We start from the raw sequence: 22,098 nt of genomic DNA on the forward strand, positions 1-22,098 counted from the left end.
TCCCTTTCATGGGTATATGGATTTCGTGACGGTTTCCTTTTTCAGGCGGGTACGCTTTGCAAGCTTTTTATGCCGACAACTTTGTGCTGCCCCTGCCGCCCGGGCACCGCTTTCCCATGGGCAAGTACCAGCGGCTGCGTGACCGGGTGGCCAGCGAATTGCCCCAGGTGCGCCTGGCCCAGGCGCCGGCCGCCAGCGACGGCGAGTTGGCGCTGGTGCACACCCCGGCCTATATCGAGGCCATCAGCCACGGCACGCTGCCCGCTTCTGCGCAGCGCGAGATCGGCTTTCCCTGGAGCCCGGCCATGGCCGAACGGGCACGCCGTTCGGCCGGGGCCACGGTCGCGGCAGCGAGGGTGGCATTGGGCCTGGGCGAGCATCACAAACCCGAGGGCGTTGCCGCCAACATGGCCGGGGGCACGCACCACGCCTATGCCCATAAGGGCGGCGGTTTTTGCGTGTTCAATGACGCGGCAGTGTCCGCGCGGCTGATGCAAGCCGAGTGGGCCCGTATTGACCGCCAGCCTTTGCGGGTGGCCGTGATCGACCTCGATGTGCACCAGGGCAACGGCACGGCCAGCATTTTTGGCAAGGACACCAGCGTGTTCACGCTGTCGCTGCACGGGCAGAAGAATTTTCCGTTTCGCAAGGAAGCCAGCGACCTCGATGTGGACCTGCCCGACGGCTGCACCGACGCCGCCTACCTGCAGGCACTGGAGCACGCGCTGGACGAGCTGGACCGGCGCTTTGAGCCCGGCCTGGTGTTCTACCTGGCCGGGGCCGATCCGCATGAAGGCGACCGGCTGGGCCGCTTGAGCCTGAGCTTTGACGGCCTTGAAGCGCGCGACCGCCGCGTGTTTGACTGGGCCTGGCAGCGCCGCATTCCGCTGGCGTTCTCGATGGCGGGGGGTTATGGCGTGAACCTTGAGGACACCGTGCAAGTGCAAATGAATACTTACCGCGTCGCGCTGGAATACTGGCAGCGCTGGAGTCTGTAAGCCCCCACGTTTGTTCACTGCGTGTAGCTCTCTGCCCCCCGAGGGGGCTAATTTTCCTAGGGGCGGCCCGTCGGAAAATTGCTTTCTTCTCTTTGGGTTCTCACTGTGGAAGCGCCCATGGGGACCTTACCGCCTGCACTGGCAAAATAGATGCCCATGACGTCCCCGATGCGCCCCCAAGCCGAACCCCGCAGCGCCTACAAGGCTTTCCGCTCCATAGGCACGCGCTGGATGGACAACGATGTGTACGGCCATGTCAATAACGTCGTTTACTACAGCTGGTTTGACACGGCCGTCAACGGCTTCCTGGTGGAGCAGGGTGCGATCGACATCCATGCCGGCGACGTGATCGGGCTGGTGATCGAAACCCAGTGCAACTACTTTGCGCCGCTGGCATTTCCGGACACCGTGCAGGCCGGCATCCGCGTGGCGCACATCGGCGCGTCGAGCGTGCGCTACGAGGTGGGCCTGTTTGGCGCGTCCTCGCCCGACGGTGCGGCCACGACGGCGGCCAAAGGCCATTTCATTCACGTTTATGTAGACCGCCAAACCCGCCGCCCCGTGCCTTTGCCTTCAAAATTATTGTCTGTACTGGAGACCCTGAAGTGAATGATGTGACCGATGCCGTGAACCTTGCTCCCAACGCCGTTGACGAAGCGATTACCAGCCGCATGTCGACACGCGCCTTTTTGCCCAGGCCGGTGCCGCGCGAGACGCTCACGCACTTGCTGGACGTGGCCAGCCGCGCACCGTCGGGCACCAACACCCAGCCCTGGAAGGTCTATGTGCTGCAGGGCGCCGGCAAAGACAGCCTGGTCGAGCAGGTTTGCGCCGCCCACGACGCCCTGCGCGCCAATGCCGAGCTGGCGGTGCACTACAAGGAAGAGTACGACTACTACCCTGAAAGCTGGGTGTCTCCCTACATCGACCGCCGCCGCGAGAACGGCTGGGGCCTTTATGGCCTGCTGGGCATCGGCAAAGGCGACAAGGACAGGATGCACGCCCAGCACCAGCGCAATTTCAGGTTTTTTGACGCCCCGGTGGGCCTGATGTTCACGGTGGACCGCATCATGGGCCGCGGCTCGCTGGTGGACTACGGCATGTTTTTGCAAAACCTCATGGTCGCCGCGCGCGGCCACGGCCTGCACACCTGTCCGCAGGCCGCCTGGAACGGGTTTGCCAAAATCATCCTGCCGCACATCGGCGCCGGCGAGGACGAAATGCTGGTCTGCGGCATGTCGCTGGGCTATGCCGACGAGAGCCACGTCGTCAACACCTTTCGCACGCCGCGCATCAGCGCCCGGGAATTCACGACCTGGGTGGACTGAATGGCCCCCACGCTTGTCGCTTCGCGTCCCCGAGGGGCTGTGCTTGCTTGGGGCGGCCCGGCACTGCGCACGGGGTTATCCCCGCGAAGCGCGGTGTTCTCTTGGTCCGTCCAAGTCTGCGCAGGCTGGCCTGGAGCCGCAGACGTCAGCCCCTCGGGGGCTAATTTTCCTTGGGCGGCTTGTCGGGAAAATGCTTGGGTTCCCCCGCCGCCACACTTCCGTTCGTCCTGAGGTATCGAAGGACGCTTCCCATGAGGGCCGACCGGCGGCGGCTGCTGCTGCTGCTTGCGGGTAAAGTCAGGGATTCCTGAAAACATCGGTTTCATTTTTTTAACGAAAGACATTCCCCATGAATACCACCCCCTCCGGTCTGCAGTACGAAGACACCGTTCTGGGCACGGGCGCCATTGCCAAAGCCGGCCAGAACGTGAAGGTGCACTACACCGGCTGGCTGTACAACGATGGCGTGCAGGGCAGCAAATTCGACTCCAGCAAAGACCGCGGCCAGCCGTTCGAGTTTTCGCTGGGCGCCGGCCAGGTCATTCGCGGCTGGGACGAAGGCGTGCAGGGCATGTCGGTGGGTGGCACGCGCCGCCTCATCATTCCCGCGGCGCTGGGCTATGGAGCACGCGGCGCGGGCGGCGTGATTCCGCCCAACGCCACCTTGCTGTTTGAAGTGGAATTTCTGGGCACCTGAATGAAGAGGCTCTAAAGGACACCACTTTTTCCCATGATCATCACCAGCCTGCTAGACACCGATCTGTACAAGTTCACCATGATGCAGGTGGTGCTGCACCAGTTTCCGGGTGCGCAGGTGGAGTACAAGTTCAAGTGCCGCAACGCCGGCAGCCCGGGCATCGAGCCGCTGGCGCCGCATGTCAATGAAATCCGCGAGGAAATCCGGTCCCTGTGCATGCTGCGCTTTCAGGATGCCGAGCTGGCCTACCTGCGGTCCCTGCGCTTCATCAAAAGCGACTTCGTGGATTTCCTCGGCCTGTTTCGCCTCAATGAAAAGTATGTGAGCGTCACGGCGCTGCCTTCGGGTGAAATCGAGGTGAGCATCCAGGGGCCGTGGCTGCACACCATCCTGTTTGAAATTCCGGTGCTGGCCATCATCAACGAGGTGTATTTCCGCAATACCCGCAAGCTGCCCAATTATGTTGAGGGCCGCCAGCGGCTGGACACCAAGATTGCCCTGCTGCAGGCTCAAGAGCTCAGCGAACTGAAGATTGCCGATTACGGCAGCCGCCGCCGGTTTGGCAAGGCCTGGCATGAAGAAGTCCTGCGCACGCTGACGGCCCGTTTGGGCACCGGCGCCGAACGGGGCGGAGCCAGGGGCGGCCCGGGCCAGTTTGCCGGCACCAGCAATGTGCTGTTTGCCATGAAGCTGGGGCTGACGCCGCTGGGCACCATGGCGCATGAGTACCTGCAGGCTTGCCAGGCGCTGGGCCCGCGTCTGCGCGACAGCCAGGTGTTTGGCTTTGAGTCCTGGGCCAAAGAGTACCGCGGGGACCTGGGCATCGCACTGTCGGATGTGTACGGCATGAATGCGTTTTTGCGCGACTTCGACATGTACTTCTGCAAGCTGTTCGACGGCGCCCGCCATGACAGCGGTGACCCCTTCCAGTGGGGTGAACGCATGCTGGCCCACTACCTCAAGAACCGCGTGGATCCGCTCACCAAGACCCTGATCTTCAGCGACGGCCTGACCATGCCCAAGACGATAGAGCTGTACAAACAGTTCAAGGGGCGCTGCCTGCTGGCGTTTGGCATTGGAACCAACCTGACCAACGACCTGGGCTATGAGCCGCTGCAGATCGTCATCAAGATGGTGCGCTGCAACGGGCAGCCGGTGGCCAAACTGTCGGATACACCGTCGAAAAACATGTGTGACGATGAAAAATACCTGGCCTATTTGCGCCAGGTCTTTGACATTGTCTGAGCTTGGCCATGCAAGCGGGGTGCATGACGGTCCGGCACTTGCGGCTAACAACGTACAACGTACGCAATTTGCAAAACGTACAACGGAGACCTGGATGAAAGCATATCGGTATGGGATGTTGCTGGCGGTGTTGGCGTGGCCCGGCCTGTCCGTGGCCGCCGAGCTTGACGGCAGCAGCCTGACGCCGCTGTGGGCCGTGCCCTTTGCCGGCCTGCTGCTGTCGATTGCCGTGATGCCCCTGCTGGCGCCGTCGTTCTGGCACCACCACTACGGCAAGGTGTCGGCGGCCTGGGCGCTGGCATTTTTGCTGCCTTTTGCGCTGCTGTTCGGGCCGGCCGCGGCGGGCGTCAATCTGGTGCATGCCCTGCTGGCTGAATACGCGCCCTTCATTATTTTGCTGACCGCGCTGTTCACGGTGGCCGGGGGCATTTTCATCCGTGGCAACCTGCACGGCAGTCCGGCGCTCAATACCGGCATTCTGGCCATTGGCGCGGTGCTGGCCAGCTTCATGGGGACCACCGGCGCCTCCATGCTGCTGATCCGCCCCCTGATTCGTGCCAATGACAACCGCATCCACAAGGCCCATGTGGTGGTCTTCTTCATTTTCATCGTCTCCAACATCGGGGGCTCGTTGACGCCGCTGGGCGATCCACCGCTGTTTCTGGGTTTCTTGAAGGGTGTCGATTTCTTCTGGACCGTAGGCCACATCTTTCCTGAAACCCTGTTTCTGCTGGGCACCTTGCTGGGTATTTTTTACCTGCTCGATCGCTGGTACTACAACAAGGAAGGCGTGACGCCTGTCGATCCCACGCCCGATACCCGCCGCATCGGCTTTGATGGGGCCGTCAATTTCTGGCTGCTGGGCGCGGTGGTGGCGCTGGTGCTGCTCAGCGGTTTATGGAAGTCGCCGGTGAGGTTCAATGTGGCGGGCACCGACGTGGGCCTGCCGGGCCTGGTGCGCGATATCGGCCTGATTGTCGTGACCCTGATTTCCCTGCGCATCACGCCGCGCCAGGTGCACGACGACAACCAGTTCTCCTGGGGGCCGATGGCCGAGGTTGCCAAGCTGTTTGCCGGCATTTTCCTGACCATCATCCCGGTGATTGCCATGCTCAAGGCCGGCACCCAGGGTCCGTTTGGCGCCATTGTGTCGGGCGTGACGCGGCCCGACGGTCAGCCCGACCCGGCCATGTATTTCTGGGCCACCGGCATCCTGAGCTCGTTTCTGGACAACGCACCAACCTACCTGGTGTTTTTCAACACGGCCGGGGGCGATCCGAAAACACTGATGACCACACTCGCCCCCACGCTGGCGGCCATTTCTGCGAGCGCCGTGTTCATGGGCGCCAATACCTACATTGGCAACGCGCCCAACCTGATGGTCAAGGCCATCGCCGAAAACCGGGGCGTCAAAATGCCGAGCTTCTTTGGCTATATGGCGTGGTCAGGGGTCGTGCTGATTCCTCTGTTCATCCTCATCACCTGGATCTGGTTCCGGTGAACCGGATTTCCATCAATCATCAATCATCAACCAGTTTGAAATCATAAAAACACCATGAGCAAACCCAAGATTTTCGTGGCGCGCGCCATTTTTCCTGAAGTCATTTCCCGGCTTGAAGAGCACTTCGAGGTGCAGGCCAACCAGGCTGACAAGGCCTGGACCAAGGCGGAGCTGATTGCGCAGTTGCACGACAAAGACGGCGCATTCATGACCGGCAGTGACCGGATTGACGCCGACGTGCTGGCGGCCTGTCCCCAACTCAAAATCTGTTCCACCATGGCGGTCGGCTACAACAACCTCGATATCGACGCCATGACGGCGGCCGGCGTGCTGGCCACCAATGCGCCCGATGTGCTGACCGAAACCACGGCCGACTTCGGTTTTGCCCTGCTCATGGCCACCGCCCGCCGCATGACCGAGAGCGAGCATTACCTGCGTGCCGGCAAATGGACCCAGTGGAGCTACGACATGTTTGCAGGCGCCGACATCCACGGCGCCACGCTGGGCATTCTGGGCATGGGCCGCATCGGGCAGGGCATCGCCAAACGCGGCGCCCTCGGCTTTGGCATGAAGGTGATTTACCACAACCGCTCGCGCCTGGCCCCGGAACTGGAGGCGGAGTGCAAAGCCCGCTACGTCAGCAAGGAAGAGCTGCTCAAGACGGCCGATCACCTGGTGCTGGTCCTGCCTTACTCGGCCGCTTCGCACCACAGCATAGGCGCGGCAGAGCTGGCCCTGATGAAGCCCAGCGCCACACTGATCAACATTGCGCGCGGCGGCATTGTGGACGATGCCGCGCTGGCGGCCGCCCTGCGAGATAAACGCATTGCGGCGGCCGGCCTGGATGTGTTCGAGGGCGAGCCCAAGGTGCACCCGGACTTGCTGACCGTGCCCAACGTGGTGCTCACCCCGCACATTGCCAGCGCCACCGTGCCCACGCGGCTGGCCATGGCCAACCTGGCGACCGATAACCTGATCGGATTTTTTAAGGATAAAAAGCCCTTGACGCCCATAAATCCTGCGGTATTAGCTATCAAATAAATAGCGAAAACATTGATGAACACCCCCGAAACCTGGTGGATGCTGGCGCTGCTGCTGGCCAACCTGCTGTTGCTGGTCTGGCTGCTTGTGCGCAAACCTCCTGAATCTTCTGGCAATGGCCGCACCGAATTGCTGGCCGGCATGGCCGCGGGCCACGACAAACTCGAGCACGAACTGCGCCGCGAGATCAGCGAAAGCTCGCGCAGCGGCCGTCAGGAGCTGGGCACCACGTTTGCCACCTTCCAGCAAACCCTGCTGCAGCAGGGCGCGGAAGCCACGCGGACGCAGAACGCGCAGATTGACGCGTTTGCGCAGCAGCTCGGCCTGCTGCAAAAAAACCTGTCCGACACGCTGAGCACCCAGTTGCAGTCCCTGAGCGAATCCAATGCGCGCCGCATGGTGGAGGTGCGCGCCACCCTTGAGACCCAGCTCGCGCAATTGCAGCAGACCAATTCGACCAAGCTCGACGAGATGCGCAAGACGGTGGATGAAAAACTCCAGGCCACGCTGGAGAACCGCCTGGGCGAGAGCTTCAAGCAGGTCGCCGACCGCCTGGAGCAGGTGCACAAGGGGCTGGGTGAGATGCAGACGCTGGCGCAGGGCGTGGGCGACCTCAAGCATTTGCTGACCAATGTCAAAACCCGCGGCATCTTTGGCGAGGCGCAGCTGTCGGCCTTGCTGGAGCAGGTGTTTACCGTCGATCAGTACGCGGCGCAGGTCGTTACGCGCCCCGGTGGTAAAAATCCCGTGGATTTCGCCATCAAGCTGCCGGGCCGGTCCGACTCGGGCGAGCCGCTGTGGCTGCCGATTGATGCGAAATTTCCCAGTGCGGACTATGAGGCCCTGCTTGACGCACAACAACGCGCCGATGGGCCGGGCGTAGAAATGGCGGGCAAGGCGCTGGAAGCGCGCATCCGGCTGGAGGCCAAGTCGATTTCTGAAAAATACATCGAGCCGCCGTACACCACCGACTTTGCCATCCTGTTCCTGCCGACCGAGGGCCTGTACGCCGAAGTGTTGCGCCGCCCCGGCCTGATGGAGAGCCTGCAGCGCGACCACCGCATCACGCTGGCCGGCCCGACCACCTTGCTGGCCATGCTCAATTCGCTGCAGATGGGCTTTCGCACGCTGGCGCTGGAGAAACGCTCCAGCGAGGTGTGGCAGGTGCTGGGCGCGGTCAAGACCGAGTTCGGCAAATTTGGCGATGTGCTGGCCAAGGTGAAATCACAAACGGAAACCGTGCTCAACACGCTGAGCAGCGCCGAGCAGCGCAGCCGCGTGATGGGCAAGGCCCTGAGAAATGTGGAGGCGCTGCCGGAGGCCGATTCGGTCCGGCTGATTCCCCTGGAGCCTCTGGACAAAGAAACGGATGAGGCTTGAACGCCGAACTGGCCCGCCTGATTCTCGCGCAAATCTGCCTGCACGCCTGCATGGCCGCCATGCGCATGGCAGCGCCGCTGCTGGCGCTCAAGCAGGGCTACAGTGCGGCCGCGGTGGGGGTGCTGTTGGCGCTGTTTGCTTTGACCCAGGTGTTTCTGGCGCTGCCCGCTGGCCGGTTTGCCGACCGGCACGGTTTGAGGCGGCCCATCGGCTACAGCGTCGTGGCGGCGGTTGTCGGGGCTGGGCTTGCCGTGGCCTTTCCGGTGTTTCCGGTGCTTTGCCTGTCCGCGTTGCTGACCGGGGGCGCGACGGGCGCCGCCGTGATCTCGCTGCAGCGCCATGTAGGTCGGGTGGCCGAAGGCCCCTTGCAGCTCAAGCAGATTTTCAGCTGGTTGTCGATTGGTCCGGCCGTTTCCAACTTTGTCGGTCCGTTCGCGGCCGGTCTGCTGATCGATCATGCCGGTTTTCGGGTCGCCTTTTTCCTGATGGCGGTGCTGCCGCTGGCCAGCTGGTTTCTGGTCAGGCGCACGCGGGAGCTGCCGCCGGTGATTGCCGCGAGCGGCGCAACGCGGCCCAAAGCGTGGGACCTGCTGCGCGAGCCCATGTTTCGCCGGCTGATGCTGGTGAACTGGTTTCTGGCATCGTGCTGGGATGTTCACACCTTCGTGGTGCCGGTGCTGGGCTTTGAGCGGGGGCTGAGCGCGTCGGTGATAGGCTCCATCCTGGGGGCGTTTGCCATAGCCGCCACCGTCATTCGCGTGGCGATGCCGTCGGTGGCGGCGCACCTGCGTGAATGGGCGGTGCTGGCGGGTGCCATGCTGGTCACGGCGGCGCTGTTTGGCGTCTACCCGCTGATGCCGTCAGCGCTGGCCATGGGCGTATGTTCCGTGCTGCTGGGCCTGGCACTGGGCGCGGTGCAGCCCATGGTCATGAGCATGCTGCACCAGATCACACCCGAAGCGCGGCACGGCGAGGCGCTGGGCCTGCGCATGATGGCGATCAATACGTCCAGCGTCCTGATGCCCATGCTGTTTGGTTCGGCGGGCGCGCTGATCGGCATTGCCGGTGTGTTCTGGGCCACGGGCGCGGTGGTTGGGGCCGGCTCGCGGATGGCCTGGCTGCTCAGAGAAAATGGGGGCAATTTTCCGACGGGCCGCCCCTAGGAAAATTAGCCCCCTCGGGGGGCAGAGAGCTACACGCAGTGAGCGAACGTGGGGGCGCGTTACTTTTCCGACGAGCCGCCCCTAGGAAAATTAGCCCCCTCGGGGGGCAGAGAGCTACACGCAGTGAGCGAACGTGGGGGCGCGTTACTTTTCCGACGGGCCGCCCCTAGGAAAATTAGCCCCCTCGGGGGGCAGAGAGCTACACGCAGTGAGCGAACGTGGGGGCGCGTTACTCTAGAGTTGATAAAACTTCCTGATAGCCTCCCAGGCGGCCTGGGGATCGTCCACGTACTGGAACAGCTGCAGGTCCTCGGGCGAAATGGCGCCTTCTTCGACCAGCACGTCAAAGTTGAACAGGCGCTTCCAGTAGTCCGTGCCAAACAGGATGATGGGCACGGGCTTGGCCTTGCCGGTCTGCACCAGCGTGATCACCTCGAACAGCTCATCGAGCGTTCCGAAGCCGCCCGGAAAGGCCACCAGGGCCTTGGCGCGCATCATGAAATGCATCTTGCGCAGGGCGAAGTAGTGAAACTTGAAGCTCAGCGTGGGTGACACATAGGGGTTGGAGGTTTGCTCGTGGGGCAGGGCAATGTTCAGGCCCACCGTCAGCGCACCCATGTCGTGGGCGCCGCGGTTGGCCGCTTCCATGATGCCGGGGCCGCCGCCGGTGCAGATGAACAGCTGATCCTGCGGCGGGCACGACTTGCTGTAGGTGGCGACCAGCCGCGCAAACAGCCGGGCCTGCTCGTAGTAGCGTGCATTGCGCACATGCCGCTGGGCCAGCGCCAGGGCGTCCGCGTCGCCGCTGGCCTGGGCTTCCTTCAGGCGGGCATCGGCCTGTTCCGGGGCCGGAAAGCGCGCGCTGCCAAATACCACCACGGTGTTTTCAATGTCCTGGGCGTGCTGGTCGATCTCGGGCTTGAGCATTTCCAGCTGGAAACGGATGCTGCGGGTTTCGCGGCGCAGCAAAAACTCGGGGTCGGCAAACGCCAGGCGGTAGGCATCGGGTTGCAGCGGGGTTTCGTCGCTGGACAATGATTGCAGCTCGGCCCAGGCGTCAGCCATGCGGCGCTCGGATAAATTTTCGGTGTGGTTCATGGCTTGATTGTGGATGAGTTCGGTTGGATTTATTTTGACGCCTAAAGCCCTTGCCGTGCTGCCCGAGCTGTTAACCCCAACAAAAAAGGCTCCGTGAGGAGCCTTTTTATCATGCTGCGCGGCGGGTCAGACGCGCTTGCGGTATTCGCCGGTGCGCGTGTCAATTTCAACCTTGTCGCCCTGGGCCACAAAAATCGGCACGCCGATTTCAAAACCGGTGGCGATCTTGGCGGGCTTGAGCACCTTGCCGGACGTGTCGCCCTTGACGGCGGGCTCGGTCCAGGTGATTTCGCGCTCGACGCTGGTGGGCATCTCGACGGAGATCGCCTTGCCTTCGTAGAACACGACTTCGAGTTCCATGCCGTCCTGCAGGTAGTGCAGCGAGTCGCCCATGTTCTCGGCCTCGACTTCGTACTGGTTGTACTCGGCGTCCATGCAGATGTACATCGGGTCGGCGAAGTAGGAGTAGGTGCAATCCTTCTTGTCCAGGATGACCTGGTCCATCTTGTCGTCGGCCTTGAACACCACCTCGGTTCCGAAGTTGTTCAGCAGGCTCTTGAGCTTCATGCGGACGGTGGCGGAGTTGCGCCCACCACGGCTGTATTCGGTCTTGAGCACCACCATCGGGTCTTTGCCGTGCATGATGACGTTGCCAGCGCGTATTTCTTGAGCGATTTTCATAACGTGTTTCTGAGGTAGGCCGCTCAATGCTTCGGGCTCGAAGCAAGTTCCGCGGCGGGATGTGCAGATTGCCAATTCTGGCAAATTCCGCAAAGCCTTTAATTTTAACGGTTTTTTCGTACAAATTGGAGCAGGCAGCTGACCAAATCGTCCTGCTGCTGCAGGCGCGCGCGCGCGGCCCTGGCAGCCTGGCCCCAGCGGGCCAGGTCTGGCGTGGGCAGGTGGCCCTGGCCGTCACCATTCCACAGCCGGTGAAAGTCGCGCAGCGGGCGCGGCGCCGACAGCATGTCCAAAAACGCGTCCAGCTTGGGCCACTGTGCGCCATCGTCCTGCGGGTAAATTTGCCAGACAAAGGGTTTGCCGGCCCACAGGGCGCGAACCGCCGAGTCTTCACCGCGTACAAAGTTGAGGTCGCAGGCCCACAGCAGCTCGTCAAACCCGGTTTGCGTGAGCAGGGGAAGGTATGAAATCGATAGCAGCTGGCGCCCATCAGACGCGGGCTGGAAGTCTTTTTTGCTCTCAAAATGGGCCTTCACGGCGTGTTCGGCGCGTCCGGCCGCCACCAGCAGGCGCACCGCTTGCCCCTCCAGCCCGGCCTGCGCCAGCTGGCCCAGCCATTGCGCCAGCGCCGGGGGCTCGTAGCAGAACAGCGACACGAGTTTTTCGCCGCTCCAGGCCACGCCGTGCGCCGCCAGCCAGCCGGCCCGGTTGAACGCGGCCTGTCGGGCGGGCAGGTTTTCCTCGCGCAGCAGGCCGCCGGTTTGCGGAGTGAAGCCGGGGTAAAAAAACCACTTGGTCCAGCCCGCTGCCGGACCTCGCAGCACGGGCGAGGGCATGGCATGGCTGCGCTCGACATAGCTTTCGGCAGACAGGTATTCGAGGTTGATCCATACAGGTTTTTGGCCTCTTTCCCTCGCCAATTGGGCGCAAGCAGCTATGAATTCAGGAGCAATTTCGCAGCCGAAGGCTTCGACCAGCACATCGCCCGGGGACTCGGCCAGGCCCGCTGCGTCCAGCGCCAGGGGCTGCGCCCAGGGCAGCACCTGCACGCCTGGGCAGCCCGCCGGGGCCATCCAGCCCAGCGCGCGGGCGTCGTCCAGCCACAGCCGCACCCGGTGGCCGCGCGAGGCGAGGTCGGCACTCAGGCGCCAGCACACGCCAATGTCCCCGAAGTTGTCAATGACTTTGCAAAAAATGTCCCACTGCAGACGGCGATTCATGAAAGGATTGTCCACAATACGGCATCGCCCGGATGTTGCCCCATGACCAAGCCCCACGAATTTGATCCCCAACTGCTCAGTGAAGTGGCCGCGCTGCCCGCCCTGCCGGGCGTGTACCGCTATTTTGATGCCGAGGGCGGGGTGCTTTATGTGGGCAAGGCCCGCAACCTGAAGAAGCGGGTGTCCAGCTATTTCCAGAAGAACCATGGCGGCACGCGCATCGGGCACATGGTGACCAAGATCGTCCGCATGGAAACCACGGTGGTGCGCTCCGAGGCCGAGGCGCTGCTGCTTGAAAACAACCTGATCAAGACGCTCAACCCCAAGTACAACATCCTGTTTCGGGACGACAAAAGCTACCCCTACCTCAAGCTCGCATCGCATGAATTTCCGCGGATCGCCTATTACCGGGGCGCGGTGGAGAAAAAGCACCGCTACTACGGCCCTTACCCGAGCGCCTGGGCCGTCAAGGAAACCATTTTGCTGCTGCAAAAGGTGTTCAAGTTGCGAGTCTGTGAAGACACGGTGTTCAACAACCGCACCCGGCCCTGCCTGCTGTACCAGATCAAGCGCTGCTCCGCACCCTGCGTGGGCCATGTGTCGCCCGAGCAGTACGCCATCGACACGGCCAATGCCGAGCGCTTTTTGAAGGGGCAGGCCCAGGACATCCTGACCGAGCTGGAAAAACAGATGCTGGCGCATGCCGACAAGCTGGAGTTTGAGCAGGCCGCCGAGCTGCGCAACCAGATGTCGGCGCTGTCCAAAGTGCTGCACCAGCAGTCCATGGAAACCGGTGGCGACAAGGATGTGGACATCCTGGCCGTGAAAGTGCAGGGCGGCAAAGCCTGTGTGAACCTGGCCATGGTGCGCGGCGGCCGCCATCTGGGCGACCGGCCCTACTTTCCCACGCATGTGGAACACGCCACCGACATGACCGGGTTCGATGAAGACGCTGAAGGCGCGGGCGTGCCGGCGCCGGGGAAAACCGGGAAACCGCTGGAAGCCCTGGTGCTCGAAGCCTTTATTGCGCAGCACTATATCGATGTGCCGGTGCCGCCCGCGCTGGTGTGCAGCGAGCCGGTGGACAAGGACCTGATGGACGCGCTGGGCGCGCAGGCCGGCATCAAGGTCACGGCGATTCACCAGCCGCGTGAACAGCGCCGCATCTGGCTGGAGATGGCGCAGAAAAATGCCGACATTCAGCTGGCGCGCCTGCTGGCAGAGCAGGGCTCGCAGCAGGCCCGCACGCGCGCGCTGGCCGAGGCGCTGGATCTGGCCATGGACAACCTGGACGCGCTGCGCATCGAATGCTTTGACATTTCACACACGGCCGGCGAAGCCACGCAGGCGTCCTGCGTGGTGTTTCACGACCACAAGATGCAAAGCGCCGAGTACCGCCGCTACAACATCGAGGGCATCACGCCCGGCGACGACTACGCGGCCATGCGCCAGGTGCTTGCGCGCCGCTACACCAAGCTGGCCGAAGCCGTTCGCAACCCCGCAGGCAGCCATGGCGCTCGGCTGCCCGACCTGGTGCTGATTGACGGCGGCAAGGGCCAGGTGGCCATGGCGCGCGAAGTGTTTGCGGAGCTGGGGCTGGACCTGGGCCTGATTGCCGGGGTCGAGAAAGGCGAGGGCCGCAAGGTGGGCCTCGAAGAGCTGGTGTTTGCCGACGGGCGCGAGAAGGTTTACCTGGGCCGCGACTCGGCCGCACTGATGCTGATCGCGCAAATCCGCGATGAGGCGCACCGCTTTGCCATCACCGGCATGCGCGCCAAACGTGCCAAGGTGCGCGTGGGCGGCAGCCGCCTCGAAGACATTGCCGGCATTGGCCCCAAAAAACGCGCCAGCCTGTTGCAGCGTTTCGGCGGCATACGCGGCGTGGCGTCGGCCGGTGTGGAGGACATTGCCACGGTCGACGGCATCTCCAAAGAGCTGGCCGAAGAAATCTACCGGGCGCTGCACTGATGCGTTCGCTGCACTGAAGCATTCAAAGCCGGCGATCAGACGTTTTTGCGCAACGATGTTCCTCCAAAGCCCTGGTATTTAAGGGTTGCGGCGGTGGGCGCCGGCAAGCCGGCGGCCGCTCATGCCAAAATCACCCCATGTTTTTGACCATTCCCACAGTGATGACCTGGACCCGCATTGTTGCGATTCCGCTGATTGTGGGGGTTTTCTATCTGGACATGGCACCCGCCAGCCGCAACCTGATTGCCACCTTGTTGTTCGTGGTGTTTGCGGCCACCGACTGGCTCGACGGCTTTCTGGCCCGCAAGCTCAACCAGACCTCGTCGTTCGGGGCGTTTCTCGATCCGGTGGCCGACAAGTTCCTGGTCTGCGCTTCGCTGCTGGTGCTGGTTGATCTGCAGCGCGCCGATGTGTTTGTGGCGCTGATCATCATCGGCCGCGAAATCGCGATTTCCGCCTTGCGCGAATGGATGGCCATGATTGGCGCCACCAAAAGCGTGGCCGTGCACATGCTGGGCAAGGTCAAGACCACGGTGCAAATGATCGCGATTCCTTTTTTGCTGTTTGACGGCCTGCTGCTGGGCATCATCAACACCCGCGTGTGGGGCACCTGGCTGATTTGGCTCTCCGCCGTCCTGACGGTCTGGTCCATGGTTTACTACCTGCAAAAAGCCATCCCGGAAATCCGCGCACGAACCAAATGAGTTCGCCGTCGCCCGGCGCCTTGGTCAAGGCGATGCCCGCCGTTTTCGTGCTGATCTGGAGCACCGGTTTCATCGTCGCCAAATACGGCCTGCCTTATGCGCCGCCGCTGACCTTTCTGGCGATCCGTTATTTCCTGTCCATCGTCTGCTTCCTGGTCTGGATCGTCCTGGCCCGCGCGGCCTGGCCCCGAACCGGCCGGCAGTGGCTGCATCTGGGGGTGAGCGGCGTGTTGATGCATGCGGCCTACCTGGGCGGCGTGTGGGTGGCCGTCAAGGCGGGCATGGGCTCGGGCCTGACGGCGCTGATTGTGGGTTTGCAGCCCGTGCTGACCGCGCTGTGGGTGTCCAGGATGGGGGCTTCCGGTGGCGTCGGTCACCAGGAAAGCCGGGTCACGACCCGGCAATGGCTGGGCCTGGCGCTGGGTCTGGGTGGCCTGCTGCTGGTGGTCTGGCGCAAGCTCGGCGTGGGCAGCGAGGTCACCGCGTTCACGTTGGGGGCCGCGGTCTTTGCGCTGCTCAGCATCACGGCCGGCACGCTCTACCAAAAACGTTTTGTAAAACCTGCCGATGTGCGCAGCGCCAACGCCATCCAGTTGGCGGCGGCCTTGCTGCTGACCTTGCCACTGGTGTTTCTGGAGTCCGAGGCCATTGTCTGGAACCACCAGTTTCTGGGGGCGATGGCCTGGTCGGTGCTGGCGCTGACGCTGGGCGGCAGTTCGCTGCTGTACCTGCTGATCCAGCGTGGGGCCGCCACGTCGGTGACCAGTCTGCTGTACCTGGTGCCGCCCACCACGGCCATCATGGCCTGGGCGCTGTTCGGCGAGCCCATCACCGCCGCCACGGTGCTGGGGACCGCCCTTACGGCGCTGGGCGTGAGCCTCGTGGTCCGGCCCGCGAAGCTGCGGGTGGCGTAGTTTTCCACGGGTCGTTTTTAAACTGCTCCAGCAGGAAATCGATCAGCAGGCGGATGCGCCGTGGCACGCTGGCACGGTAGGGCGCCAGCCAGTGAATGTCGGCATCCGGCATCGAGTAAGCCGGCAGCACCCGCACGAGTTGTCCCGACGCCAGTTGCGGCGAAATATCCCACAGGCTGCGCAGCATGATGCCGCGGCCCTGCACGCACCAGTCCCTCACGAGTTCGCCGGAGTTGCTCGACAGGGGCCCCTGGACCCGCACGCGCACCGGCGTCCGGTCGCGCTCCTTGTGCAACTGCCAGACATCAAAACGCTGCCTAGCCGCATCGCCGCTTGCATTGCCGTTTTCCCGGGCGATCAGGCAGGCGTGCTCCTGCAAGGCCTCCAGGCTCGCCGGCGTGCCATGCTGCTTCAGGTAGTGCGGCGAGGCCACCAGCACGCGCTGGTTGCGGGCCAGTCGCCGGGACACCCATTGCGCGGCCTGCCGCCCCTGGACCGGCCACAACCACACGGCACCGTCAAAGCCTTCCAGCGCGAGGTCGGGCAACTGCTCGGTCAGCAGCAACTGCACTTGCAAACGCGGATAACGCGCCTGGAAACTGGCCAGTGCCGGCCCCAGCCACAGGCGGCCAAAACCAAAGGTCGCCGCGATGCGGATGAGCCCCGCCGGCTCTGTCTGGCGCTCCTGGAGTTCGGCTTCCAGCTCGTTAAAGCCCTGCAGCAGCACCGCCGCCCGCGCGCACACGGTTTCGCCTTCGGGCGTGGGGCTGACGCGCCGGGTGGTTCGCTGGAACAGCCGCTGGCCCAAGCGCGCTTCCAGCGCCGCGAGCCGCTTGGTCACCACCGGCGGTGCCAGGTCCAGACTCAAGGCCGCCGCACTCAGGCTGCCGTGATCGCGCACGGCCAGCACCAGCTCAAGGTCACTGCGATCCATTCGTTCCTTTTTGGAAATAATCAATTGCCTGATTATTGCTTGAATCGATGCGGTGAATTGCCCAGAATACAAGCTGGCTTGAGCAGACCTAAAACACAGGAGACCCGCATGAACTTTGTTGACCCCGCCAAAAGCACACAATGCACGCTGATGCGAGCTGCTGCCTTGCGAGCCCTTGGCTGGAAGAAACTGATCGCCCAAAAGGGCATCAAGGCGGATTGATGTTTGAAGGATTTGTAGCGTGTGATGTCGAAGGCCCGGCGGGCTTGCTTCGCACCTTGCGCGGCGGCAGCGGGGCGCCGCTGCTTTTGCTGCACGGGCACCCGCAAACGCATGTCATGTGGCATCGCGTGGCGGGCGAGCTGGCCAGAACATTCACCGTGGTCATGATGGATTTGCGCGGCTACGGTGATTCGGTTCGTGCGGCTGCCGATGCGCAGCACGCTGCGTACGCCAAGCGCGCCATGGCGCTGGATGCGGTGGCCGTCATGCGCCACCACGGGTTTGAGCGCTTCCAGGTGCTGGCGCATGACCGGGGTGCGCGCGTTGCGCACCGGCTGGCGGCCGATCACCCGGCCAGGGTCGAGCGGCTGATGCTGCTGGACATTGCGCCGACCCTTGCCATGTACGACAACACCTCGGATGCTTTCGCGCGGGCCTACTGGCACTGGTTCTTTCTGATCCAGCCGCCGCCTTTGCCCGAGGCGCTCATAGCGTCCGATCCGGTGCGCTATCTGCGCAGCGTCATGGGCAAGCGCCATGCGGGGCTGGCCGCCTTTGCGCCCGAGGCGCTGGCTGAATACGAGCGCTGCATGCAGATTGCCGGCACCGCCCAAAGCATTTGCGAAGACTACCGCGCATCGGCCACGCTGGATCTGGTGCATGACCGCGCCGACGTGGCCGCAGGCCGCAAGCTGGAGCAGCCGCTGCGCGTGCTGTGGGGGGAGCATGGTGCGGTAGGCCAGTGTTTCGACGTGCCTGGCCTCTGGCGGGAGCGTGCCAGTGACGTGTCAGGGCTCAGCCTGCCTTGCGGACACTACATTGCTGAAGAAGCGCCAGCGCTGCTGTTGGCGCAAGCCCTGAATTTTTTCAAAACTTAAATCAAAGGACCACACCATGAGCAAGAACATCGGCAAAAAGAGGATCGCAGTGATTGCCGGCGACGGCATTGGCAAGGAGGTGATGCCCGAAGGCATTCGCGTGCTGGACGCCGCCGCACGAAAATTTGGCATTGACCTGCAGTTTGATCACTTTGACTTTTCCAGCTGGGACTATTTTGAAAAGCATGGCCAGATGCTGCCCGACAACTGGAAGGACCAGATCGGCGGGCACGATGCGATTTATTTTGGCGCGGTGGGCTGGCCCGACAAGATTCCCGACCATGTGTCCCTGTGGGGCTCGCTGCTGATGTTTCGCCGTGAGTTTGATCAGTACATCAACCTGCGTCCGGCGCGTCTGATGCCCGGCATCATTGCGCCGGTGGTGCGCCGCGATGGCAGCCCCCGGCAAGCCGGCGAAATAGATTTTTACATTGTCCGTGAAAACACCGAGGGCGAGTATTCGAGCATTGGTGGAAAAATGTTCCCGGGCACCGAGCGCGAGTTTGTACTCCAGGAGTCGGTGTTCACGCGCACCGGTGTCGACCGTGTCCTGAAGTTCGCCTTTGAACTGGCGCAGTCGCGCCCGAAAAAACATCTGACCAGCGCAACCAAGTCCAACGGCATTTCCATTTCAATGCCTTACTGGGATGAGCGTGTGCTTGAAATGGCCAAGGGGTATCCGCAGGTTCAGTGGGACAAGTTTCACATTGACATCCTGACCGCGCATTTTGTGCAACGCCCTGATTTTTTTGACGTGGTGGTTGCCAGCAACCTGTTTGGCGACATCCTGAGCGACCTGGGCCCGGCGTGTACCGGCACGATCGGCATTGCGCCCAGTGCCAACCTCAATCCCGAGCGCAAGTTTCCTTCGCTGTTCGAGCCGGTGCATGGCTCTGCCCCCGATATCGCGGGCCGCAACATCGCCAATCCGATCGGGCAGATCTGGTGCGGCGCGATGATGCTGGAGTTTTTGGGCCACAAGGCTGCCCATGACGCCATACTGGCGGCCATTGAAAAAGTGCTTGCTCCCCACAGTGGTGCGCCGCTCACCCCTGACCTGGGGGGGCAGGCGACGACTGCCGATGTGGGTAAAGCCATCGCCGAGGCGCTGGGCTGATCTGCGGGTTGCGTATTGCGTGTTGTCAAGTTCACATCAGGCGTGCATCAAGTGGAAAATTGCACGGCGCACTTACGATTAAGTCATGAAAGCGTGGAAAAAAAGACTAGAATCCGCCTCCGCACGTTGTAAAAACTCGCTGCTGTATTGACACGTTAGAAGTCCATGGCTCTAATTGGAATCAGCAGAAAACCTGCACACGCCGCCTCCCGCTGATATCTGTATATCGATATCCCGGGAGATATTTTTTAGAGACAACCCAGATTAACTTTTATCACCGAGGGGCTCCTTGTGAACAAGACTGAACTGATAGAGCACATTTCCAAACACGCCGACATTTCCAAAGCTGCCGCTACGCGTGCGCTTGAATCAACCATTGGCGCTGTCAAGACAACCCTGAAAAAAGGAGGCTCTGTGTCTCTGGTGGGTTTTGGCACTTTTGCCGTGGGCAAACGCGCTGCCCGCACGGGCCGCAATCCGCGCACCGGCGATGCGATTAAAATCAAGGCAGCCAAGGTTCCAAAGTTCCGTCCGGGCAAGGCGCTTAAAGACGCTTTGAACTGATGCTCATGATTTAAAAGTTTAAGGTGGGGTGCTTAGCTCAGTTGGTAGAGCAGCGCCCTTACACGGCGTAGGTCGGCGGTTCGAGCCCGTCAGCACCCACCACAGACTGAACAAAGGCGAACTGATGGTTCGCCTTTTTCATTCATGGCCCTTGTTTTATTGACCGCCATATTGTCAGCCCTACAGGAAGTTCGAGATGTTTGATTCCATTCGCAAGCACACCAAAGTCACCATGGCCTTGCTGTTTTTGCTGATTGTTCCGTCGTTTATTTTGTTCGGTCTCGATGGTTACAACCGGTCGCGTGAGCAAGGTACTGTTGTCGCCAGCGTTGACGGCAAAGACATCATCCAGTCCGAGTGGGACAGGGCGCATCAAAACGAGGTGGACCGGCTGCGCGCTTCCATGCCTTCGCTCGACCCCAAGCTGCTGGATTCGCCCGAAGCGCGCTACGCCACGCTGGAGCGCCTGGTGCGCGACCGGGTCATCGTGGCGGCGGCCGATCAATCCAAGCTCACGACCAGTGACCAGCGCCTGGCGCGCGAGCTGCAGGAGAACCCCGAGATCGCTGCATTGCGCAAGCCGGATGGAACACTCGACATGGAGCGCTATCGCCAGCTGCTAGGCAGCCAGGGCATGACGCCCGAAATGTTCGAAGCCCGCGTGCGTTCCGACTTGTCGACCCGCCAGGTCCTGGTGGGGGTTGCCGGCACCGGGTTCAGCGCCAAATCAGTGGCCGATGCCGCGCTGAACGCCTATTTTGAAAAACGCGAGGTGCAGCTGGCACGCTTCAACACCGCCGATTTCGCGGCCAAGTTGAGTCCAACGGATGCTGACCTCGAACAGTTCTACAAAGCCAACGAAAACCTGTTCCAGGCACCCGAGCAGGCCACGATTGAATACGTCGTCCTTGATGTGGACACCGTCAAGAAAAACATCACGATCAACGAGCAGGATCTCAAAGGCTATTACGAGCAGAATGTCCAGCGCCTGAGCGGCGCTGAAGAGCGCCGCGCCAGCCACATCTTGATTAACTCGCCCAAAACAGCGCCCGCTGCAGAACGCCAGGCCGCCAAGGCCAAAGCCGTCGAGCTGCTGGCGCTGGTCAAAAAATCACCGGACTCGTTTGCCGATGTGGCGCGCAAGAACTCGCAGGATTCCGGTTCGGCCCCCAACGGCGGCGATCTGGACTTTTTTGCCCGCGGCGCCATGGTCAAGCCGTTTGAAGATGCGGCCTTTGCCCTGAAAAAAGGCGATATCAGCGATGTGGTGGAGTCTGACTTTGGCTACCACATCATCAAGCTGACGGACATCAAGGCGCCCAAGCAGCGCAGCTTTGAAGAGATGAAGCCCGAGCTGGAGGCTGAGCTGAAAAAGCAGCAGGCGCAAAAGAAGTTTTCTGAAACCGCCGAAGCCTTCACCAATGGCGTTTACGAACAGTCGGACAGCCTCAAGCCGGTTGCCGACCGCCTGAAGCTGGACATCAAAACGGCCGCTGGCCTGACCCGTACGCCCCCTCAGGGCGCCGCAGGGGTGCTGGCCAGCCCCAAGTTTTTGAATGCCATTTTTGCATCTGACGCGACCGAGAAAAAGCGCAACACCGAAGCCATTGAAGTGGCGCCCAACCTGCTGGTTTCAGGCCGCGTGACGCAGTACACACCCGCCCGGACCATGCCCCTGGCTGAAGTCAAAGAGCGTGTTCGTCAGCGTTGGCTGGCCGTGCGCGGCGCCGAGGCAGCGCGCAAGGAAGGCGCCGCCAAGCTCGCTGCCTGGAAAGCCAGCCCAGCGGCTGCCGTGCTGTCAGAAGCCGTGCTGGTGTCCCGTGATGCCCCGCAAAAGCTGCCTGCCCAGCTGGTCGATGCAGCCCTGCGCACCGATGCCAGCGCTTTGCCGGCCTTTGCCGGCGTTGATCTTGGCGCCCAAGGGTATGCCATTGTCAAGGTCAGCAAAGTCGTGCCGCGCGAAGCGCCTGCCGAGGCTGCAGCCCGGCAAGACCGCAACCAGTACTCGCAGTGGTGGACCTCGGCAGAAAGCCTGGCTTACTACAACACCTTGAAAGAGCGTTTCAAGACTGAAATCAAGGTGGCCAGGCCGGCGCCGGGCAAAATTGGTGCGGCTGAAGCGGTCACCCAGTAACTATTGGCTCAACTTGCCGCTATAATCTAGGGCTCCGGTGGCTGTAGCTCAGTTGGTAGAGTCCAGGATTGTGATTCCTGTTGTCGTGGGTTCGAGCCCCATCAGCCACCCCAAATAAAAAACGCCCATCTTGGTGGGCATGAAATGAAAAACGCCCACTTCGGTGGGCGTTTTGCATGGCGGCATGCTTGGCCTAGTTCACCATCACCAGCTTGCCCTTCACGCCCCGTGAACCCATGTGCGCGTAAGCCGCCTTGAGGTCTGCCATGGGCATGGTGCGGTCTATCACCGGCTTGATCTTGCCCTGGGCG

21 protein-coding genes and 2 tRNA genes are annotated in these 22,098 nt (G+C 62.2%); 18 read left to right on the top strand and 5 right to left on the bottom strand.

Annotation, left to right across the window (positions count from 1 at the left end; genetic code table 11):
• Positions 1 to 56: 56 nt before the first annotated feature.
• From V6M61_RS06540 to V6M61_RS06580, 9 genes are all read left to right on the top strand, one after another.
• Positions 57 to 998 carry a histone deacetylase family protein gene (locus V6M61_RS06540; protein ID WP_332775762.1) on the top strand — a complete coding sequence of 314 codons (942 nt, stop codon included), beginning with the start codon at positions 57 to 59 and terminating at the stop codon, positions 996 to 998.
• A gap of 156 nt (positions 999 to 1,154) precedes the next feature.
• Positions 1,155 to 1,607 (top strand): acyl-CoA thioesterase, encoded by a 453-nt coding sequence (locus V6M61_RS06545; protein ID WP_332775779.1) that lies wholly within the window; start codon positions 1,155 to 1,157, stop codon positions 1,605 to 1,607.
• 62 nt (positions 1,608 to 1,669) lie between these two features.
• A complete protein-coding gene (locus tag V6M61_RS06550) occupies positions 1,670 to 2,326 on the top strand; it encodes a nitroreductase (RefSeq protein WP_332775780.1) in 657 nt (218 codons plus the stop codon).
• Between the two features lie 349 nt (positions 2,327 to 2,675).
• A complete protein-coding gene (locus V6M61_RS06555) occupies positions 2,676 to 3,023 on the top strand; it encodes an FKBP-type peptidyl-prolyl cis-trans isomerase (RefSeq protein WP_332775763.1) in 348 nt (115 codons plus the stop codon).
• Between the two features lie 33 nt (positions 3,024 to 3,056).
• Positions 3,057 to 4,268, top strand: a complete 1,212-nt coding sequence (gene pncB, locus V6M61_RS06560) for a nicotinate phosphoribosyltransferase (protein ID WP_332775764.1) — start codon at positions 3,057 to 3,059, stop codon at positions 4,266 to 4,268.
• 94 nt (positions 4,269 to 4,362) lie between these two features.
• Positions 4,363 to 5,769 (top strand): sodium:proton antiporter, encoded by a 1,407-nt coding sequence (locus tag V6M61_RS06565; RefSeq protein WP_332775765.1) that lies wholly within the window; start codon positions 4,363 to 4,365, stop codon positions 5,767 to 5,769.
• Positions 5,770 to 5,823: 54 nt separating this feature from the next.
• The gene (locus V6M61_RS06570; RefSeq protein ID WP_332775766.1) at positions 5,824 to 6,810 is read left to right on the top strand and encodes a 2-hydroxyacid dehydrogenase; all 987 of its coding nucleotides are present in this window, start codon (positions 5,824 to 5,826) and stop codon (positions 6,808 to 6,810) included.
• Between the two features lie 15 nt (positions 6,811 to 6,825).
• Positions 6,826 to 8,190, top strand: a complete 1,365-nt coding sequence (rmuC, locus tag V6M61_RS06575) for a DNA recombination protein RmuC (protein WP_332775767.1) — start codon at positions 6,826 to 6,828, stop codon at positions 8,188 to 8,190.
• Positions 8,187 to 9,353 (top strand): MFS transporter, encoded by a 1,167-nt coding sequence (locus tag V6M61_RS06580; protein WP_332775768.1) that lies wholly within the window; start codon positions 8,187 to 8,189, stop codon positions 9,351 to 9,353. Before rmuC ends, V6M61_RS06580 begins: the two co-directional genes overlap by 4 nt.
• A gap of 234 nt (positions 9,354 to 9,587) precedes the next feature.
• On the opposite strand, the gene V6M61_RS06585 is transcribed toward V6M61_RS06580, so the two are convergent.
• From V6M61_RS06585 to earP, 3 genes are all read right to left on the bottom strand, one after another.
• Entirely contained in the window at positions 9,588 to 10,451 is an 864-nt protein-coding gene (locus V6M61_RS06585; protein ID WP_332775769.1) for a TIGR00730 family Rossman fold protein, read from the bottom strand.
• Positions 10,452 to 10,577: 126 nt separating this feature from the next.
• Positions 10,578 to 11,132: an elongation factor P gene (gene efp, locus V6M61_RS06590; RefSeq protein ID WP_332775770.1), complete on the bottom strand. Its 555-nt coding sequence runs from the start codon at positions 11,130 to 11,132 to the stop codon at positions 10,578 to 10,580.
• 104 nt (positions 11,133 to 11,236) lie between these two features.
• A complete protein-coding gene (earP, locus tag V6M61_RS06595) occupies positions 11,237 to 12,352 on the bottom strand; it encodes an elongation factor P maturation arginine rhamnosyltransferase EarP (RefSeq protein WP_332775771.1) in 1,116 nt (371 codons plus the stop codon).
• A 42-nt stretch (positions 12,353 to 12,394) separates the two neighbouring features.
• On the opposite strand from earP, the gene uvrC reads away from it, so the two are divergent.
• From uvrC to V6M61_RS06610, 3 genes are all read left to right on the top strand, one after another.
• Positions 12,395 to 14,320 carry an excinuclease ABC subunit UvrC gene (gene uvrC / locus V6M61_RS06600; RefSeq protein ID WP_332775772.1) on the top strand — a complete coding sequence of 642 codons (1,926 nt, stop codon included), beginning with the start codon at positions 12,395 to 12,397 and terminating at the stop codon, positions 14,318 to 14,320.
• A gap of 137 nt (positions 14,321 to 14,457) precedes the next feature.
• Positions 14,458 to 15,024 (top strand): CDP-diacylglycerol--glycerol-3-phosphate 3-phosphatidyltransferase, encoded by a 567-nt coding sequence (gene pgsA, locus V6M61_RS06605; protein WP_332775773.1) that lies wholly within the window; start codon positions 14,458 to 14,460, stop codon positions 15,022 to 15,024.
• Positions 15,021 to 15,938 (top strand): DMT family transporter, encoded by a 918-nt coding sequence (locus tag V6M61_RS06610; protein WP_332775774.1) that lies wholly within the window; start codon positions 15,021 to 15,023, stop codon positions 15,936 to 15,938. The genes pgsA and V6M61_RS06610 overlap by 4 nt, the downstream gene beginning before the upstream one ends.
• Here V6M61_RS06610 and V6M61_RS06615 read toward each other — a convergent pair.
• Positions 15,883 to 16,872, bottom strand: coding sequence for a LysR family transcriptional regulator (locus V6M61_RS06615; RefSeq protein ID WP_332775775.1), 990 nt, complete (start codon positions 16,870 to 16,872; stop codon positions 15,883 to 15,885). The genes V6M61_RS06610 and V6M61_RS06615 overlap by 56 nt on opposite strands.
• 221 nt (positions 16,873 to 17,093) lie before the next feature.
• On the opposite strand from V6M61_RS06615, the gene V6M61_RS06620 reads away from it, so the two are divergent.
• From V6M61_RS06620 to V6M61_RS06645, 6 genes are all read left to right on the top strand, one after another.
• Positions 17,094 to 17,972, top strand: coding sequence for an alpha/beta fold hydrolase (locus V6M61_RS06620; RefSeq protein ID WP_332775776.1), 879 nt, complete (start codon positions 17,094 to 17,096; stop codon positions 17,970 to 17,972).
• A gap of 28 nt (positions 17,973 to 18,000) precedes the next feature.
• Positions 18,001 to 19,089 (top strand): tartrate dehydrogenase, encoded by a 1,089-nt coding sequence (locus tag V6M61_RS06625; RefSeq protein WP_332775781.1) that lies wholly within the window; start codon positions 18,001 to 18,003, stop codon positions 19,087 to 19,089.
• A gap of 291 nt (positions 19,090 to 19,380) precedes the next feature.
• Positions 19,381 to 19,653, top strand: coding sequence for an HU family DNA-binding protein (locus tag V6M61_RS06630; RefSeq protein WP_332775777.1), 273 nt, complete (start codon positions 19,381 to 19,383; stop codon positions 19,651 to 19,653).
• 26 nt (positions 19,654 to 19,679) lie between these two features.
• A tRNA-Val gene (locus V6M61_RS06635) sits at positions 19,680 to 19,755 on the top strand.
• 94 nt (positions 19,756 to 19,849) lie between these two features.
• The gene (locus V6M61_RS06640) at positions 19,850 to 21,787 is read left to right on the top strand and encodes a SurA N-terminal domain-containing protein (protein WP_332775778.1); all 1,938 of its coding nucleotides are present in this window, start codon (positions 19,850 to 19,852) and stop codon (positions 21,785 to 21,787) included.
• A 37-nt stretch (positions 21,788 to 21,824) separates the two neighbouring features.
• Positions 21,825 to 21,900: transfer RNA gene (locus V6M61_RS06645), tRNA-His, on the top strand.
• Between the two features lie 80 nt (positions 21,901 to 21,980).
• Here the strand turns inward: V6M61_RS06645 and V6M61_RS06650 are convergent.
• Positions 21,981 to 22,098, bottom strand: a 118-nt coding sequence (locus V6M61_RS06650) for a zinc-binding dehydrogenase (protein WP_332775782.1), incomplete at its 5' end; no start/stop codon positions are given.

The organism is Polaromonas sp. (genome assembly GCF_036676035.1).
In the GTDB taxonomy this organism is placed as follows: domain Bacteria; phylum Pseudomonadota; class Gammaproteobacteria; order Burkholderiales; family Burkholderiaceae_C; genus Polaromonas.